Source organism: Streptomyces flavotricini (genome assembly GCF_020639365.1).
Classification (GTDB): domain Bacteria; phylum Actinomycetota; class Actinomycetes; order Streptomycetales; family Streptomycetaceae; genus Streptomyces; species Streptomyces flavotricini.
The window spans coordinates 1765555-1779709 of the sequence record NZ_JAINUL010000001.1 but is presented as its reverse complement, the minus strand read 5'-3'; the positions used below and the strand labels follow the sequence as shown (position 1 = coordinate 1779709).

Here is a 14155-nt window from a genome sequence, read left to right as displayed (position 1 = left end):
GTGGGCCCCATGCCAGATGCCCCCGCCGGGTCCGGACCGCGCCGCCGCACCCTCCTGGCGGCCGCCGCCCTCGCCCCGCTCGCGCTGACCGGCTGCTCCGCGCAGGACCCGTCCGGGAGCGCCGCGCACGGCCCGGAGCCCGCGCCGAAGGACGCCCTGGTCATGGTGATCCGGCACGCGGAGAAGCCGTACGCCGGGGACCTCGGCGAGGACGAGGACGGCAACGAGGACCCCGGGTCCCTCGCCGGGCGCGGCCGCCGCCGGGCCGAGGAACTGCACCGCCTCTTCCCGCCCGCCGGTGGATCGTCGCTGCCGCGCCCCGCCGTCGTCTTCGCGGCCGGCGGCCCGGCCGGTGCCGGAGGCCGGCCCCCCGCCCGCTGCCGCCAGACGGTCGAGCCGCTGATCGCCGCCCTCCGCACCCCCCTGCGCTCCGAGTTCGGCGTCGGCGCCGAAGAGGCCCTGGCGCGGGCCGCACTGGCCGGGCCCATGCCCGTACTCGTCTGCTGGGAGCACACCGGCATCCCCCGCCTGATCCACGCCCTCGGCGCCCACCGGGTCCTCGGCGTCCCCGCCGCCTGGCCCGACCGCCACGACCTGGTGTGGATGTTCACCCGGCAGCAGGGGAAGTGGACCTTCCGCGAACTCGCGCAGCACCTGCTCCCGGGCGACGCGTAGGCCACCTGCCGCCGGGCCGCTCTCACCTCCGCCAGGACCGGCCGGTGTGGTTCCCGCACGCGCGGAGCACGACTTCGAGTCCGGGCCGCTGCGGTCCGTCGGTGTCGGGGCACGGCCCGCTGTGGGTGCTGGTGAGCGGACCCGTGGACGCGGGGGGGCGAGGACGGGGACAGGCGCGAGGGGAACAAGGCGGACGAGGAGGGCGCCGTGCTCGTCGGCCGGCCCGCAGGCGCGCCCGCGCCGGAGGCCGTCGGGTCAGCGCCCACGCGAACACGGCGGCCGCAGGCCCTGCCTGCCATGACGACGAACGGGCTGCTCGCCCCGCCCGCAGCCCACCAACTCCGTTGGAACCTAAGGCTGCCCCAGGGCCCGCGCGAGGTGGTGCGCCGTCCGGCTCCCGCCCGTGGCGGCGACCTCCGCCGGTGTGCCGGCCGCGACGATCCGGCCGCCGTCCGTACCGCCGCCCGGACCCAGGTCGATCACCCAGTCAGCGCCCGCGACCACCTCCATGTCGTGTTCCACCACCACCACCGAGTGCCCGGCCTCCACCAGTCCGTGCAGCTGCCGCAACAGCACCCGCACGTCCGCCGGATGCAGCCCGGTCGTCGGCTCGTCCAGCACGTACAGGGTGTGGTCGCGGCGCTGCCGCTGGAGCTCCGTCGCCAGCTTGATCCGCTGCGCCTCGCCGCCCGACAGCTCGGTCGCGGGCTGGCCCAGCCGCAGATAGCCCAGCCCGATGTCCTCCAGCGCCCGCAGGCTGCGCGCCGCCGCCGGGACCCCGGCGAAGAAGGCCGCCGCGGACTCCACCGTCAGGCCCAGCACCTCCGCGATGTTCAGCCCGTCGTACCGCACGTCCAGGGTCTCGGTGTTGTACCGGGCCCCGGCGCATTCCGGGCACGGGGCGTACGTACTGGGCAGGAACAGCAGCTCCACCGAGACGAACCCCTCGCCCTGGCAGGTCTCGCACCGGCCGCCCGGGACGTTGAAGGAGAACCGGCCCGCCTTCCAGCCGCGCTCACGGGCCTGTGGAGTGGCCGTGAACAGCTTGCGGACCACGTCGAACAGCCCCGTGTACGTGGCCAGGTTGGACCGCGGGGTCCGGCCGATCGGCTTCTGGTCCACCTCCACCAGCCGCCGCACGGGGAACCCCGGGTCGGCGATCCGCTCCCCGACCTCCCGGGCGAGCACCTGACCCACCAGCGTGGACTTCCCCGACCCCGACACGCCGGTGACCGCCGTGAACACCCCGAGCGGGAACGCGGCGTCCACACCCCGCAGGTTGTGCCGCTCCACTGCGGTGAGCCGCACCGATCCGCTCGCCGTCCGCACCGGCCGCCGCCCCGGATCCGCCTCGCGCCCCGCGAACAGGTGGCGCGCCGTCGCGGACCCGGCCACCCCGGCCAGCCTCCGGGGCGGCCCGCTGTACAGCACCCGGCCGCCGTGCTCGCCGGCCAGTGGACCCACCTCCACCAGCCAGTCCGCGTGCCGCACCACGTCCAGGTGGTGCTCGACCACGAACACCGTGTTCCCCGCCGCCTTGAGCCGGTCCAGCACGCCGAGCAGCGCCTCGGTGTCGGCCGGGTGCAGCCCGGCCGACGGCTCGTCCAGCACGTACACCACCCCGAACAGCCCGGACCGCAGCTGCGTCGCCAGCCTCAGCCGCTGCAGCTCGCCCGCCGACAGGGTCGGTGCGGTGCGGTCCAGGCTCAGATAGCCGAGCCCGAGCTCCACGACCGGCCCGATCCGGCCCCGCAGGTCCTCGACGAGCACCCGCGCCGCCTCCCCGTCCGGGGGCGCGCCGGCCAGTACGGCGTCCAGGGCGGTCAGCGGCAGCGCCGCCAGCTCCGCGATCGTACGGCCCGCGAACGTCACCGCCAGCGCCTCCGGCCGCAGCCGCCGCCCCTCGCACGCCGGGCACGGGGAATCGGTCAGGAACCGCTCCGCGCGGGCCCGCAGCGTCGCGCTCTTGCTGTCGGAGAAGGTCCGCATCACGTGGCGGTGGGCGCTCATGTACGTGCCCTGGTAAGGCCGTTGGATGCGGTCCGCGTCGCGCACCGGGTGCACCGTGACCACCGGCTGCTCCTCGGTGAACAGGATCCACTCGCGGTCCTTCGCCGGCAGTTCCCGCCAGGGCGCGTCCACGTCGTACCCGAGCACCTCCAGGATGTCCCGCAGGTTCTTGCCCTGCCAGGCCCCGGGCCAGGCGGCGATCGCCCCCTGACGGATCGACAGGCCCTGGTCCGGCACCAGCAGTTCCTCGCTCGTGCGGTGGATGCTGCCGAGACCGTGGCAGGAAGGGCAGGCGCCGGCCGCGGTGTTGGGGGAGAACGCGTCCGAGTCGAGCCGTCCGGCGCCCGGCGGGTAGCTGCCGGCGCGCGAGTACAGCATCCGCAGGGAGTTGGACAGCAGGGTCACCGTCCCCACCGAGGAGCGCGATCCGGGGGAGGAGCGCCGCTGCTCCAGGGAGACGGCGGGCGGCAGCCCGGTGACGGAGTCCACCTTCGGGGCGCCGATCTGGTGGATGAGGCGGCGCGCGTACGGGGCCACCGACTCGAAGTACCGGCGCTGTGCCTCGGCGTAGAGCGTCCCGAAGGCCAGGGAGCTCTTGCCGGAGCCGGAGACCCCGGTGAACACGGTCAGGGCGTCGCGCGGGATGTCCACGTCGACGCCGCGCAGGTTGTGCTCCCGGGCTCCCCTCACCCGTACGAAGGGGTCGTGGTGGGTCTCGGGCGCGGTGGAGTGGTGCATTCGCCCCAGTTTACGGGCCGTGCGCGGTCAGAGCCCGTCCGGCCCCGCCGGTCCCGTCAGCCCCGCCAGCCGGGCGAGCCGCTCGAAGGAGTCCAGCAGCGCCGTGCGGTCGTACGTGGAGGTGGTGACCAGCAGTTCGTCCGCGCCCGTCCGCGCGGCCACCTCGGCCAGCCGCTCCGCGACCTGCTCCCGCGTGCCGTGGACGTGCCCCGCGAGCCCGCTCTCGTACAGTTCCCGCTCCTTCGGGGTCATGGCCAGCGCCTCGACCTCCTCCGCCGGGCGCAGGGGCGGGAAGCTGCCCCAGGTGCGGGAGTACGCGAGGGACCAGGCCTCCGGGACCAGGATGCGCCGGGCGGCCCCGGGGGTGTCCGCCACGGCCACCGTCCCGGAGACCATCACGTACGGCCGCGATCCCGCGGCCGAGGGGCGGAACTGCGCGCGGTAGCGCTCGACGACCTCCGTGACCCGGTCCCGCGCCCGCAGGTCGCCCACCACCAGCGGCAGCCCGGCCCGGGCCGCGATCCCGGCGCCCTCACCGGTGGCCAGCACGTACGCCGGAATCCGCAGCCCCTCCGCCGGGTGGGCGTGCACCTCGGGATGTGCCCGCTGGGTGCCGTCCAGCCAGCCCAGCAGCTCCGTCAGCTGCTCCTCGAAACGGTCCGCGTCCCCGGTGTCGCGGCCCAGCGCCCGCCGGATCCCGCCGGTGAAGCCGACCGAGCGGCCGAGCCCCATGTCGATCCGGCCGGGGAACAGTGACTCCAGCACCCCGAACTGCTCGGCGACCACCAGCGGTTGGTGGTTGGGCAGCATCACCCCGCCGGTTCCGACCCGGATCCGCCGGGTGGCCCCGGCGACGGCCGCGGCCAGTACGGCGGGCGCGGAGCCCGCGACCCCGGGGACGCTGTGGTGCTCGGACACCCAGAAGCGGTGGTAGCCGAGCCGCTCCGCCGCGCGGGCGAGCTCCACGGTGTCGCGCAGGGCCTGCGGGGCGGTGTGCCCCTCGCGGGTGCGGGACCGGTCGAGGATGGAGATTCTGCGGATCACACAAGGCTGTAACGCACGGGCGCCGAAAGGATTCCCTGCCTACGCTGACCCGCATGAGTGACAGCAAGGACCGCCGGCCGCTGGCCGTCTTCGACATCGACAACACCCTGGCCGACACCGATCACCGCCAGCACTTCCTGGAGGGCCGTCCCCGGGACTGGGACGGCTTCTTCGGCGCGGCCCCGGCCGACCCGCCGCTGGCGCGCGGGGTGGTGCTGGCGGTGGAGCAGGCGGCCGACTGCGAGGTCGTGTACCTGACCGGGCGCCCGGAACGGTGCCGCGCGGACACGCAGGAGTGGCTGATCCGTCACGGACTGCCCGAGGGCCGGCTGTGGATGCGCGGGAACCAGGACCGCAGGCCGGCCCGGGTGACCAAGCTGGAGGTGCTGCGGCGGATCGCCCGGGGCCGTGAGGTGCGGATGCTCGTGGACGACGACGAGCTCGTCTGCCAGGCGGCGCGCGCCGCGGGCTTCAAGGTGCTCCTGGCGGACTGGGCGGCGGACGCGCCGGAGCTCAAGTCCGCCCAGGAGGGCGAAGGTCGCACCTGAGGCCGTGACGCGCGGGTCGCACGGCCGCGCGGGCCGGGCGCGGTGGCGTGCGGCCCGCGCGGCCGTCCGCGCGTCCGTATCCGTGGCAGCCGATCGCCCCCCGTGATCAGTCCTCGCCGTCGAGGCGGAACCCGACCTTGAGTCCCACCTGGTAGTGCGCCACCGCGCCGTTCTCGATGTGCCCGCGCACCTGGGTGACCTCGAACCAGTCCAGGTTGCGCAGCGTTTCGCCGGCCCGGTTGATGCCGTTGCGGATGGCCTGATCGATGCCCTCGGGGGAGGTGCCGACGATCTCGGTCACCCGGTAGGTGTGGTTCGACATGGGTTCTCCCGACGGTGGGGGCTTTTGCCTCGTTCCACGGTGCCCCAGTAAGTCCGACTACGCGAACTTTGTGTGAACAGTCCCGAGCGAAAGGGCCTTGACCCGCTCATTGGTCTATGCCAATTTCAAGCCATCTCCGAGACCGGACTCCAGAAGGTGACCTTCGTGAAGATGCGCTTCCTCGCCATGTGCACGGCTCTCGCGGCCGCGACAGCCCTCACCGGCTGCAGCCAGCTGGCGGGATCGGCCGGAGGGACGCAGAAGGTGACGCTCTGGCTGATGAAGGGCAGCGCCTCGGAGGAGTTCATCGCGAAGTTCACCTCCTCCTTCGAGAAGGAGCACCCGGGAGTCGACCTGGAGGTCAAGATCCAGGAGTGGACGGGGATCGGTGAGAAGGTCAACGCCGTCCTCGCCGGCAAGAGCGCGGAGAGCGCCGACGTCATCGAGGTCGGCAACACCCAGGTCGCCCAGTACATCGAGACCGGCGGCCTGTCCGAACTCACCCTCGAAGGCCTGCGCGAGTGGGGCAGCAAGGACTGGCTCAAGGGCCTCTCCGACCCGGCGAGCATCGACGGGGCCCAGTACGGCGTCCCCTGGTACGCCGCCAACCGCGTGGTGATCTACAACAAGGACCTCTTCGCGAACGCCGGCATCAAGACCCCGCCCAAGAACCGCCAGGAGTGGATCCAGGCCACCCAGAAGCTCGACAAGGGCGACCGGCAGGGCATCTACCTGCCCGGCCAGAACTGGTACGTCCTCTCCGGGTTCATCTGGGACGAGGGCGGCGACCTCGCCGTCGAGACCGGCGGGGAGTGGGTGGGCACCCTCGACGACGACAAGGCCCTGGCCGGCATGGAGTTCTACAAGCAGCTCCAGGCCCTCGGCGACGGCCCCAAGAACGCCGACGAGGAGACGCCCCCGCAGTCCGAGGTGTTCGCCGGGGGCGACGTCGGCCAGATCATCGCCCCGCCCGGCCAGGCCTCCGCCATCGAGGCCGCCAACCCGGCCCTCAAGGGCAAGCTCGGCTTCTTCCCGGTCCCCGGCAAGACCTCCGACAAGCCCGGCGCCGTCTTCACCGGCGGCTCCGACCTGATCATCCCGGAGCGGACGAAGCACCGGCGCCAGGCCGTCGACGTGATCAGCGCGCTCGTCAGCGAGACCTGGCAGACCGAGCTCGCCCGCACGATGAGCTACGTACCGAACAAGGCCACCCTCGCACACGTGGTCGACGGCAACGAGGGCGCCGCGAGCATGGCGCCGGGAGCCGCCCAGGGGCGCGCCACCCCGAAGTCCGCACGCTGGGCCGAGGTCGAGGGCAAGAACCCGATCAAGCCCTACATGACGGCCGTACTCACCGGACAGGACCCGAAGCAGGCCGCCAAGACGGCCTCTGACACGATCAGCAAGGTACTCAGCTCCGACCGCTGAGGGCTCCGGCCGCCTTTCGGGCGCACGGCGACCCCGGCGCCTTTCGGGCGCACGGCGGCCCCAGCGCCTTTCGAGCACGTGTCGAGATCCCGTCGAGCGGGTGTCGAGTCGCGCCGCCCCCGCCGAGTTCAGCGTTCGCACATCCAAGTGCCGCTGAGCGGTCATGTCGAATCCAGCCGGTCACGGAAGAAGTAAAGGAGCCAGGCCACACCACCTGCCGGCCTGGCTCCCGTGCCCGGATCAGGAGCCGCCATGACGATCGCCCCCCTGTCCCCGTCCACCCTTCCCCCCACCGCGACCCCGGCCGTCACCGCCCTGCGCACCACCGCTGCCGTCCCCGCGGCCGCACCCGTCACGGCGCCCCCGGCCCTCCCGGCCACCCCCCACTACACCGTCCGCCTCGCCCGAGACGAGGACGAGGTGCGCGCCGCCCAGCGCCTGCGCCACCAGGTCTTCGCCGGCGAGCTCGGCGCCCGCCTCGACGGGCCCGAGCCGGGCCTCGACTCCGACGCCTTCGACGCCTACTGCGACCACCTCCTCGTCGTCGAGGAGGAGACCGGGCAGGTCGTCGGCACCTACCGGCTGCTGCCGCCGGAGCGCGCCGCCGTCGCCGGCCGCCTCTACTCCGAGGGCGAGTTCGACCTCTCCGCCCTCGCCCCGATCCGCCCGGACCTCGTCGAGGTCGGCCGCTCCTGCGTCCACCCCGACCACCGCAACGGGGCCGTCATCGCGCTGATCTGGGCCGGCCTCGCCCGCTACATGGACAGCTCCGGCCACAACTGGCTCGCCGGCTGCTGCTCGATACCGCTCGCCGACGGCGGGGTCCTGGCCGCCGCCACCCGCGAGAACGTCCTCACCCGCAACCTCGCCCCCGAGGAGTACCGCGTCACCCCGCACCTCCGCTGGAACCCGGACGGCATCACCTTCCCCGCCCGCGTGGAACTGCCCCCGCTGCTGCGCGGCTACCTGCGCCTGGGCGCCTGGGTCTGCGGAGAGCCCGCCCTCGACGCCGAGTTCGGCTGCGCCGACCTGTACGTCCTGCTCTCCCTGCGGCGCACCAACCCGCGCTACCTCAAGCACTTCCTCTCGCTCGTCCCGGCCGCATGAACGCCTGGCTGCCCACCTCGCCCTGCACCCCCGAGGCCTGCGCCGGCCACGAGGGGGAGCGGGCGGGTCTCGCCCGCGCGGTGCTCCGGCTCGCCGCCGCCGTCGCCCTGATCCTGCTCGGGATCCTGGGCTGCCAGCCGGTCCGGCTGCTCCCCACCCGTCCCCGCCAGGCCCTGGTGCGCGCCTGGGCGACCGCCCTCGTCCGGGCCTTCGGCATCCGGATCACCGTGCAGGGGAGCCCCGGCCCGGACGGCGGCCGCCTGATCGTCGCCAACCACATCTCCTGGCTGGACATCCCGCTCGTCGCCGCCGCCATGCCCTGCCGGATGCTGGCCAAGAGCGACATCAGGAACTGGCCCGTGCTCGGGCCCCTCTCCCGGCAGAACGGCACCCTGTTCATCGAACGGGAGCGGATCCGAGCCCTCCCCGCCACCGTCGAGACCATCACCCACGCCCTGCTGGCCGGCGACCGCGTCACCGTCTTCCCCGAGGGCAGCACCTGGTGCGGTCGCGCCCGGGGGCCCTTCCGGCGGGCCGCCTTCCAGTCCGCCCTCGACGCCCGGGTGCCCGTACAGCCGGTGCGGCTCACCTACCGGCTCGCTGACGGGAGCCCCGCCGCGGCGCCCGCCTTCGTCGGGGACGATCCGCTGACCGCGTCCCTGTGGCGGATCGCCCGGGCCCGCGGGGTGCGGGCCGAGGTCCGGCTGCTGCCGCGGATCCCGCCGGGCCGCCACGAGGACCGGCGGGAGCTCGCGGCCGCGGCTCAGGCGGCCGTCGCCGCCGAATCCACGCCCGTCGTACCCGTCGTACCCGTCCCCCCGCTCCCCGCCGCCGCACTGCTCGCGGGCGTGCCGGCCCAGCCGAGCTCGCCGTCGGCCACCGACAGGGACAGCGCGAAGCGGCCTTCCGCGTCCGTCCACCACTGAGTCAACTCAAGTCCGGCTTCGGCGAGTTCCTTTCGCACGCCCTCCTGGCGGAACTTCGCGGAGACCTCCGTCAGGATCTCCTCGCCCGCCGCGAACGGCACCACCAGATCCAGCGCCCGGACCTTCACCACCAGCTCCGACCGGGCCCGCAGCCGCATCTCGATCCACTCCTGCTCCCGGTTCCACACCGCCACGTGCGCGAAGTCCTCGGTGCGGAAATCCGCGCCCAGCTCCCGGTTGACGACGGCCAGCACGTTCTTGTTGAACTCGGCCGTCACCCCCTGCGCGTCGTCGTACGCGGCCACCAGCACGGCCTCGTCCTTCACCAGGTCCGTCCCCATCAGCAGGGCGTCCCCGGGCGACAGCATCGCCCGTACGGAGGCCAGGAACACGGCGCGCTCCGGCGGCAGCAGGTTGCCGACCGTGCCGCCGAGGAACACCACGAGCCGGGGCCCGGGCGTGTCCGGCAGCCGCAGCGGCTTCGTGAAGTCGGCCACCAGTGCGTGCACCCGCAGTCCCGGGTGCTCCGCCAGCAGCGTCCGCCCCGCCCCCTCCAGGGCGCTCCCGCTCACGTCCACCGGGATGTACGTGTCCAGCGCGGGCATCGCCTCGATCAGGTGCCGGGTCTTCTCCGAGGAGCCGGAACCCAGCTCCACCAGCGTGCGCGCCCCGCTGGCCGAGGCGATCTCCCCGGCCCGCGCCAGCAGGATCTCCCGCTCGGCGCGCGTCGGGTAGTACTCGGGCAGGCGGGTGATCTCCTCGAAGAGTTCGCTGCCCCGCGCGTCGTAGAACCACTTGGGCGGCAGCACCTTGGGGGACGCCGTCAGCCCGTGCAGGACGTCCGCGCGCAGCGCGGTGTCGGCGGAGTGCTCGTCGAGGGTGCGGGTCAACTGGAAGTCGCTCACGGGGAGGTCTCCTTCAGCGGGGTCAGATCGACCCGTGTGCCACGGGCGGTCAGCAGGGTCCGGTCGGGTACTTCGCACCAGCGGGGATCGTCGTCGTAGGGCTCGGACGCCACCACCGTGCGCTCGGCCGCCGCGTCGGCCAGGTACCAGAGCGAATCGCCCCAGGCCGTAGCGGCGATGCCGGTGCCGTCGGTCAGCAGCAGGTTGAGCCGGGAGCCGGGCGCGGCCGCCGCGATCTCCCGCACCGGCTCGGCGAGCGCCGAGCCGAGGTCGTCCCCCCGCTGCAGCCGGTGCAGCACCAGCGCCCACACCAGCGCCGAGTCGGTGCTCGCGGCCAGGGACAGCAGCTCCGCGGGCGGCAGGGTGGCCGCGAGCGGCGCCACCGCGTCCGGCCAGTCCCGTACCGCGCCGTTGTGGCTGAACAGCCACGGCCCGGCGGCGAACGGCGCCGCCGCGGCCTCCCCGTCCGCCCCGAACACGGTGGCGTCCCGTACGGCGGCCAGCGCGACCCGGGTACGGACGACCCGGGCCAGATCGGCGAGGTTCGGGTCCCCCCAGATCGGCCCGGCCCGCCGGTAGCGCGCGGGGGCCGGATCGCCCTCCGCGTACCAGCCCACGCCGAAGCCGTCGGCGTTGACCGTGCCATGGCGCTGACGGCGCGGCTCCCAGGACTGCCGCACGAGGGAGTGCTCCGGCTCGGTCAGCAGCCGGGCCAGGGGTATCTCGGGCCCCACGAAGGCGATGTGCCGGCACATCAGGCATCCCTCGCGGTCCGGAACCCGGAGAAGATCTGCCGGCGCACCGGCAGGTCCCAGTTGCGGAAGGTCCCCCGGCAGGCCACCGGGTCCACGGCGAACGAGCCGCCGCGCAGCACCTTGTGCTCGGGGCCGAAGAACACCTCCGAGTACTCGCGGTACGGGAAGGCCCGGAACCCCGGGTACGGCAGGAAGTCGGAGGAGGTCCACTCCCACACGTCGCCGATCAGCTGGCGCACCCCGAGCGGGGACGCCCCCGCCGGGTAGCTGCCGGCCGGGGCCGGACGCAGATGGCGCTGGCCGAGGTTGGCGTGCGCCGGGGTCGGGTCCTCGTCGCCCCAGGGGTAGCGGGTGGAGCGGCCGGTGGCCGGGTCGTGCCGGGCCGCCTTCTCCCACTCCGCCTCCGTGGGCAGCCGGCGCCCCGCCCAGCGGGCGTACGCGTCCGCCTCGTACCAGCTGACGTGCAGTACGGGCTCGTCGGCGGGCACCGGCTCGGTCACGCCGAAGCGGCGGCGCAGCCACTGGCCGGCCTCCCGGCGCCAGAACAGCGGCGCCTCGATGCCGTGCCGGTGGATCTGGTCCCAGCCCTCGGGGGCCCACCAGCGCTCGTCCCGGTAGCCGCCGTCGGCGACGAAGGCCTGGTACGCGGAGTTGGTCACCGGCACCGTGTCGATCCAGAACGCCCCGGTGTCCCGGTCGTGCGCGGGCCGCTCGTTGTCCAGCGACCACGGCTCGGCCGAGGTTCCCATCGTGAACGGGCCGCCGGGAACGAGGACTTCGGCGGCCGCGGGCGGCGGTCCCTGCGGGGGGCCGGGGTCGGGGGCCGTGAGCACCGGCTCGCCCGGGCGCAGCTGATGGGTGATCAGCATGGTCTCGTCGTGCTGCTGTTCGTGCTGGGCGATCATCCCGAACGCGAAACCGTCGTCCAGCAGCGCCGAGCCCTCCAGAGCGGTGCGCTCCAGCAGGTCGAAGACCCGGCCGCGCACCTCGGCGGCGTAGCGTCGGGCCTCCGCCGGCCCCAGCAGGGGGAGCTTCGGCCGCTCTGCGCGGGGGTGCTGGAAGGCGTCGTAGAGCGGGTCGATCTCGGGGTGCAGGGAGTCGTGTCCGGCGACGTTGCGCAGCAGCCAGAGCTCCTCCTGGTTCCCGATGTGGGCCAGGTCCCAGACGAGCGGGGACATCAGCGGGGAGTGCTGGGCGGTCAGGTCGCGGTCGCTGACGGCGTCGGTGAGCAGGGCCGTACGGGCACGGGCCGCGGTCAGGGCCGTGAAGGCCCGCTCGCGAAGGTCGGCGCGGCCGGAGTCGCCGGCGGGTGTCCGCCGGGTGGAGTCGGCTGAAGGCGATGCGGTCATGAGCGGGCCCCCGTCCCGGTGAGCTGCAGGTATCCGTCGTCGGCCGGGCAGCGGCCGCGCAGGGTGAAGCGTTCGGCGAAGGCCCCGACCACGTCCTGGACGTGCCGGCTCGCACCGAGCCGCGGCAGTGCCTCGGCTGCGGCCCGGAAGCAGGCGGCCGCAGCGGTGCGCAGCTCCGGGTCGGCCAGGCCGTGGCGGGCGGCGGACCGCCAGAGGGGATTGCGCGGCGCGGGCCGCGTCCCGTGGGTGTCGGCCAGCGCCTTCGCCGCGCGGTAGGCGCTCTCGGCGGCCTCCGGATCGTCGAACAGCGCGTGGACGACGGCCACCGGCACCAGCCAGCCGTCGTCGCCGGGCTGGGCGTCGATCATCCGGAACTCCAGGTGCCCGCGCGGGCGCACCGGCGGGAACAGCGTGGTCAGGTGGTACTCCAGGTCCTCGGCGGTGGGCGGCCGGAGGCCGTCCGTACGCGGGGTGCCGTCGCCGCCCCCGCCGGCGGCCCCTTCTCCGGCGCGGAGCCAGTCGCGGAAGGTCATGCCGTTCGGGACCGGCCACGGCCCGTCGCCGGGCGACCGTACGCACATCACCTCGGTGTCCAGCGCGTGCCGGGTCCAGCCGGCCCGCGGTTCGGCGTCGAGCGGCGGGGCCAGCGCGCGGCGGGCGTCGATGTCGTGCCAGATCCCCTGCCGGGAGCACCGCCAGCCGGCGTACGGGCCCTCGTGCGCGGGGGAGTTCGCGAAGGCCGCCACGAACACGGCGCCCAGCAGGTGGGCCAGCCGCCAGCGCCGGCCGTACCCGAGCGGGCCCGGTTCCTCGTACCCGGCGTCCACGCAGACCTGCACGGAGGCGGAGGAGCGCATCATGGCGCGCCCGGCCGGGCCGGTGCGGTCGAAGTAGGCCTCCATCGCGTCGTAGCGCGGGCTGCACAGCAAGCGGCGCAGCGGTCGGCGTGGATCGCGGCCGGTGCCCCGCAGGACCAGGCCCTGGGACCGCAGAGCGGCCCGTACGGCGGTGAGATCGGCTTGCAGGCCGTCCACGCATCCGGAGAGGGAGGGGGCGGGCGCGGAGCTGAGCTCCAGCTGGCCGCCGGGCTCGATGGTGAGCCGGGAGTGCAGGGGCAGGGCGCGGGCCGCGTCGTGGGCGGCGGTCAGCCGGTCCGGCGGAAGTATCGCGCTCGGCCGGTCGGCGTCCAGTACGAGCCATTCGAGCTCGGCGCCGAGGGTGCGGGGCGGTCCCGTCTTGAAACAGATGCCGTGGACCAGGTCCTCGGCAGCTGTTTCGCCGAGTGCGGGTGAGTCGCCCATCGTCTTCGGGTCCGGTGGTGCGTACGCGTCCTGTGGCATGGCAGGGTCTCCTGTCCGCGGGTGTGACCTGACCATGCCTACCTACCCGTCCTCGTCGGCCTGAAAATGGGGGGTGCGCGCCACCGCGCGGAAAATCTCTGGCCGCGGGTGGTTCCTGCTGCCGATGATGGCGACGTGAGCAGCAGATTGCGCGAGATCGCGCGGGAGAACGCGACCATCGTGGCGGCCGGCGGATACCGGACGCGGTCGGGGCGGCACGTCTCCCTGGCCGCCGCCCTGGCGGAATCCAGGGCCGGAACCAGAATATATGGGCCAAACCAGGTCATTCCAGACGAGCGTCGTCCCGTCGAGCGGTGTGAGACGGCCGTCGAGGTCACGGGGGAGAGCAGCACGGTCGCGGCCCGCAGGCTCGCCGGGGCCGGTCCGGGGCCGGTCTGCGGGGCCTCGGTCGCCGTCCTGAACTTCGCCTCGGCCCGTAATCCCGGGGGCGGATACGTCCGCGGGGCCAAGGCGCAGGAGGAGGCGCTGTGCCGCGCCTCGGCCCTGTACGAGACCCTGCTGGAGGCCCCGGAGTACTACGAGGTCCACCGCGCGGGGCGCAGCACCTTCTACACCGACCGGGTGATTCACTCCCCCGGGGTGCCGGTCTTCCGCGACGACCGGGGCGAGCTGCTGGACACCCCCTTCCGGGCCGGATTCCTGACCTCACCGGCTCCCAACGCGGGCACGATCCGCCGCCAGGAGCCGGAGCGCGTCGCCGAGATCCCGGCGGCCCTGGCGCGGCGCGCGGAGCGCGTCCTGGAGACGGCGGCGCTGCACGGATATCCGCGGCTGGTGCTGGGGGCGTGGGGGTGCGGGGTGTTCCGGAACGACCCGGCCGAGGTCGCGGAAGCCTTCCGGGCCCTGCTGGCCGGACGCTTCGCGGGGGTCTTCGAGCGGGTGGTGTTCGGGGTGCTGGACCGAGATCCGGGGCCGCGGGAGGCGTTCGAACGGACTTTCGCAGGCTTCGGGGGCCTCGCGGGCTCCGGGGGCTCCGGGGTGTAGGGG

General features: G+C 74.2%; 12 protein-coding genes and 1 pseudogene. 6 read left to right on the top strand and 7 right to left on the bottom strand.

Going from position 1 to position 14155, the window contains the following annotated elements:
* Positions 1-9: 9 nt before the first annotated feature.
* Positions 10-675, top strand: a complete 666-nt coding sequence (locus K7B10_RS08310) for a hypothetical protein (RefSeq protein ID WP_229335337.1) — start codon at positions 10-12, stop codon at positions 673-675.
* Between the two features lie 351 nt (positions 676-1026).
* Here the strand turns inward: K7B10_RS08310 and K7B10_RS08305 are convergent, their stop codons facing one another.
* Together K7B10_RS08305 and K7B10_RS08300 are read right to left on the bottom strand one after the other, a co-directional pair.
* Positions 1027-3423, bottom strand: coding sequence for an excinuclease ABC subunit UvrA (locus K7B10_RS08305; RefSeq protein WP_229335336.1), 2397 nt, complete (start codon positions 3421-3423; stop codon positions 1027-1029).
* A 27-nt stretch (positions 3424-3450) separates the two neighbouring features.
* A complete protein-coding gene (locus K7B10_RS08300) occupies positions 3451-4467 on the bottom strand; it encodes an LLM class flavin-dependent oxidoreductase (RefSeq protein WP_229335335.1) in 1017 nt (338 codons plus the stop codon).
* Positions 4468-4520: 53 nt separating this feature from the next.
* On the opposite strand from K7B10_RS08300, the gene K7B10_RS08295 reads away from it, so the two are divergent.
* Complete coding sequence (locus tag K7B10_RS08295) at positions 4521-5015, top strand: phosphatase domain-containing protein (protein ID WP_229335333.1); 495 nt, start codon at positions 4521-4523, stop codon at positions 5013-5015.
* 106 nt (positions 5016-5121) lie between these two features.
* Here K7B10_RS08295 and K7B10_RS08290 read toward each other — a convergent pair whose 3' ends face one another.
* Positions 5122-5337 (bottom strand): dodecin, encoded by a 216-nt coding sequence (locus tag K7B10_RS08290; RefSeq protein WP_229335331.1) that lies wholly within the window; start codon positions 5335-5337, stop codon positions 5122-5124.
* Between the two features lie 165 nt (positions 5338-5502).
* On the opposite strand from K7B10_RS08290, the gene K7B10_RS08285 reads away from it, so the two are divergent.
* The 3 genes and pseudogenes from K7B10_RS08285 to K7B10_RS08275 all read left to right on the top strand — a co-directional run.
* Positions 5503-6765: an extracellular solute-binding protein gene (locus K7B10_RS08285; protein WP_372481386.1), complete on the top strand. Its 1263-nt coding sequence runs from the start codon at positions 5503-5505 to the stop codon at positions 6763-6765.
* A 252-nt stretch (positions 6766-7017) separates the two neighbouring features.
* Positions 7018-7872, top strand: a complete 855-nt coding sequence (locus K7B10_RS08280) for a GNAT family N-acetyltransferase (RefSeq protein WP_229335330.1) — start codon at positions 7018-7020, stop codon at positions 7870-7872.
* Positions 7869-8399, top strand: a pseudogene (locus K7B10_RS08275) (lysophospholipid acyltransferase family protein); the annotation flags it as partial. The gene K7B10_RS08280 and the pseudogene K7B10_RS08275, both read left to right, overlap by 4 nt.
* A gap of 236 nt (positions 8400-8635) precedes the next feature.
* Here K7B10_RS08275 and egtD read toward each other — a convergent pair.
* From egtD to egtA, 4 genes are read right to left on the bottom strand one after another with little or no spacing between them, the layout of a single operon-like run.
* On the bottom strand, positions 8636-9703 hold the full coding sequence (gene egtD, locus K7B10_RS08270) for an L-histidine N(alpha)-methyltransferase (RefSeq protein WP_229335329.1): 1068 nt from the start codon (positions 9701-9703) through the stop codon (positions 8636-8638).
* On the bottom strand, positions 9700-10458 hold the full coding sequence (egtC, locus tag K7B10_RS08265) for an ergothioneine biosynthesis protein EgtC (protein WP_229335328.1): 759 nt from the start codon (positions 10456-10458) through the stop codon (positions 9700-9702). The genes egtD and egtC overlap by 4 nt, the downstream gene beginning before the upstream one ends.
* Positions 10458-11807: an ergothioneine biosynthesis protein EgtB gene (gene egtB / locus K7B10_RS08260; protein ID WP_229335327.1), complete on the bottom strand. Its 1350-nt coding sequence runs from the start codon at positions 11805-11807 to the stop codon at positions 10458-10460. Before egtB ends, egtC begins: the two co-directional genes overlap by 1 nt.
* Complete coding sequence (egtA, locus tag K7B10_RS08255; RefSeq protein ID WP_229335326.1) at positions 11804-13147, bottom strand: ergothioneine biosynthesis glutamate--cysteine ligase EgtA; 1344 nt, start codon at positions 13145-13147, stop codon at positions 11804-11806. The genes egtB and egtA overlap by 4 nt, the downstream gene beginning before the upstream one ends.
* 135 nt (positions 13148-13282) lie before the next feature.
* On the opposite strand from egtA, the gene K7B10_RS08250 reads away from it, so the two are divergent.
* A complete protein-coding gene (locus tag K7B10_RS08250) occupies positions 13283-14152 on the top strand; it encodes a TIGR02452 family protein (protein ID WP_229335325.1) in 870 nt (289 codons plus the stop codon).
* Positions 14153-14155: the final 3 nt, after the last annotated feature.

Coding starts and splice junctions, on each gene's coding strand:
- K7B10_RS08290 (WP_229335331.1), bottom strand. CDS start 5,337: ATGTCGAACCACACCTACCGGGTGACCGAGATCGTCGGCACCTCCCCC.
- K7B10_RS08295 (WP_229335333.1), top strand. CDS start 4,521: ATGAGTGACAGCAAGGACCGCCGGCCGCTGGCCGTCTTCGACATCGAC.
- egtA (WP_229335326.1), bottom strand. CDS start 13,147: ATGCCACAGGACGCGTACGCACCACCGGACCCGAAGACGATGGGCGAC.
- K7B10_RS08310 (WP_229335337.1), top strand. CDS start 10: ATGCCAGATGCCCCCGCCGGGTCCGGACCGCGCCGCCGCACCCTCCTG.
- K7B10_RS08280 (WP_229335330.1), top strand. CDS start 7,018: ATGACGATCGCCCCCCTGTCCCCGTCCACCCTTCCCCCCACCGCGACC.
- egtC (WP_229335328.1), bottom strand. CDS start 10,458: ATGTGCCGGCACATCGCCTTCGTGGGGCCCGAGATACCCCTGGCCCGG.
- K7B10_RS08305 (WP_229335336.1), bottom strand. CDS start 3,423: ATGCACCACTCCACCGCGCCCGAGACCCACCACGACCCCTTCGTACGG.
- egtB (WP_229335327.1), bottom strand. CDS start 11,807: ATGACCGCATCGCCTTCAGCCGACTCCACCCGGCGGACACCCGCCGGC.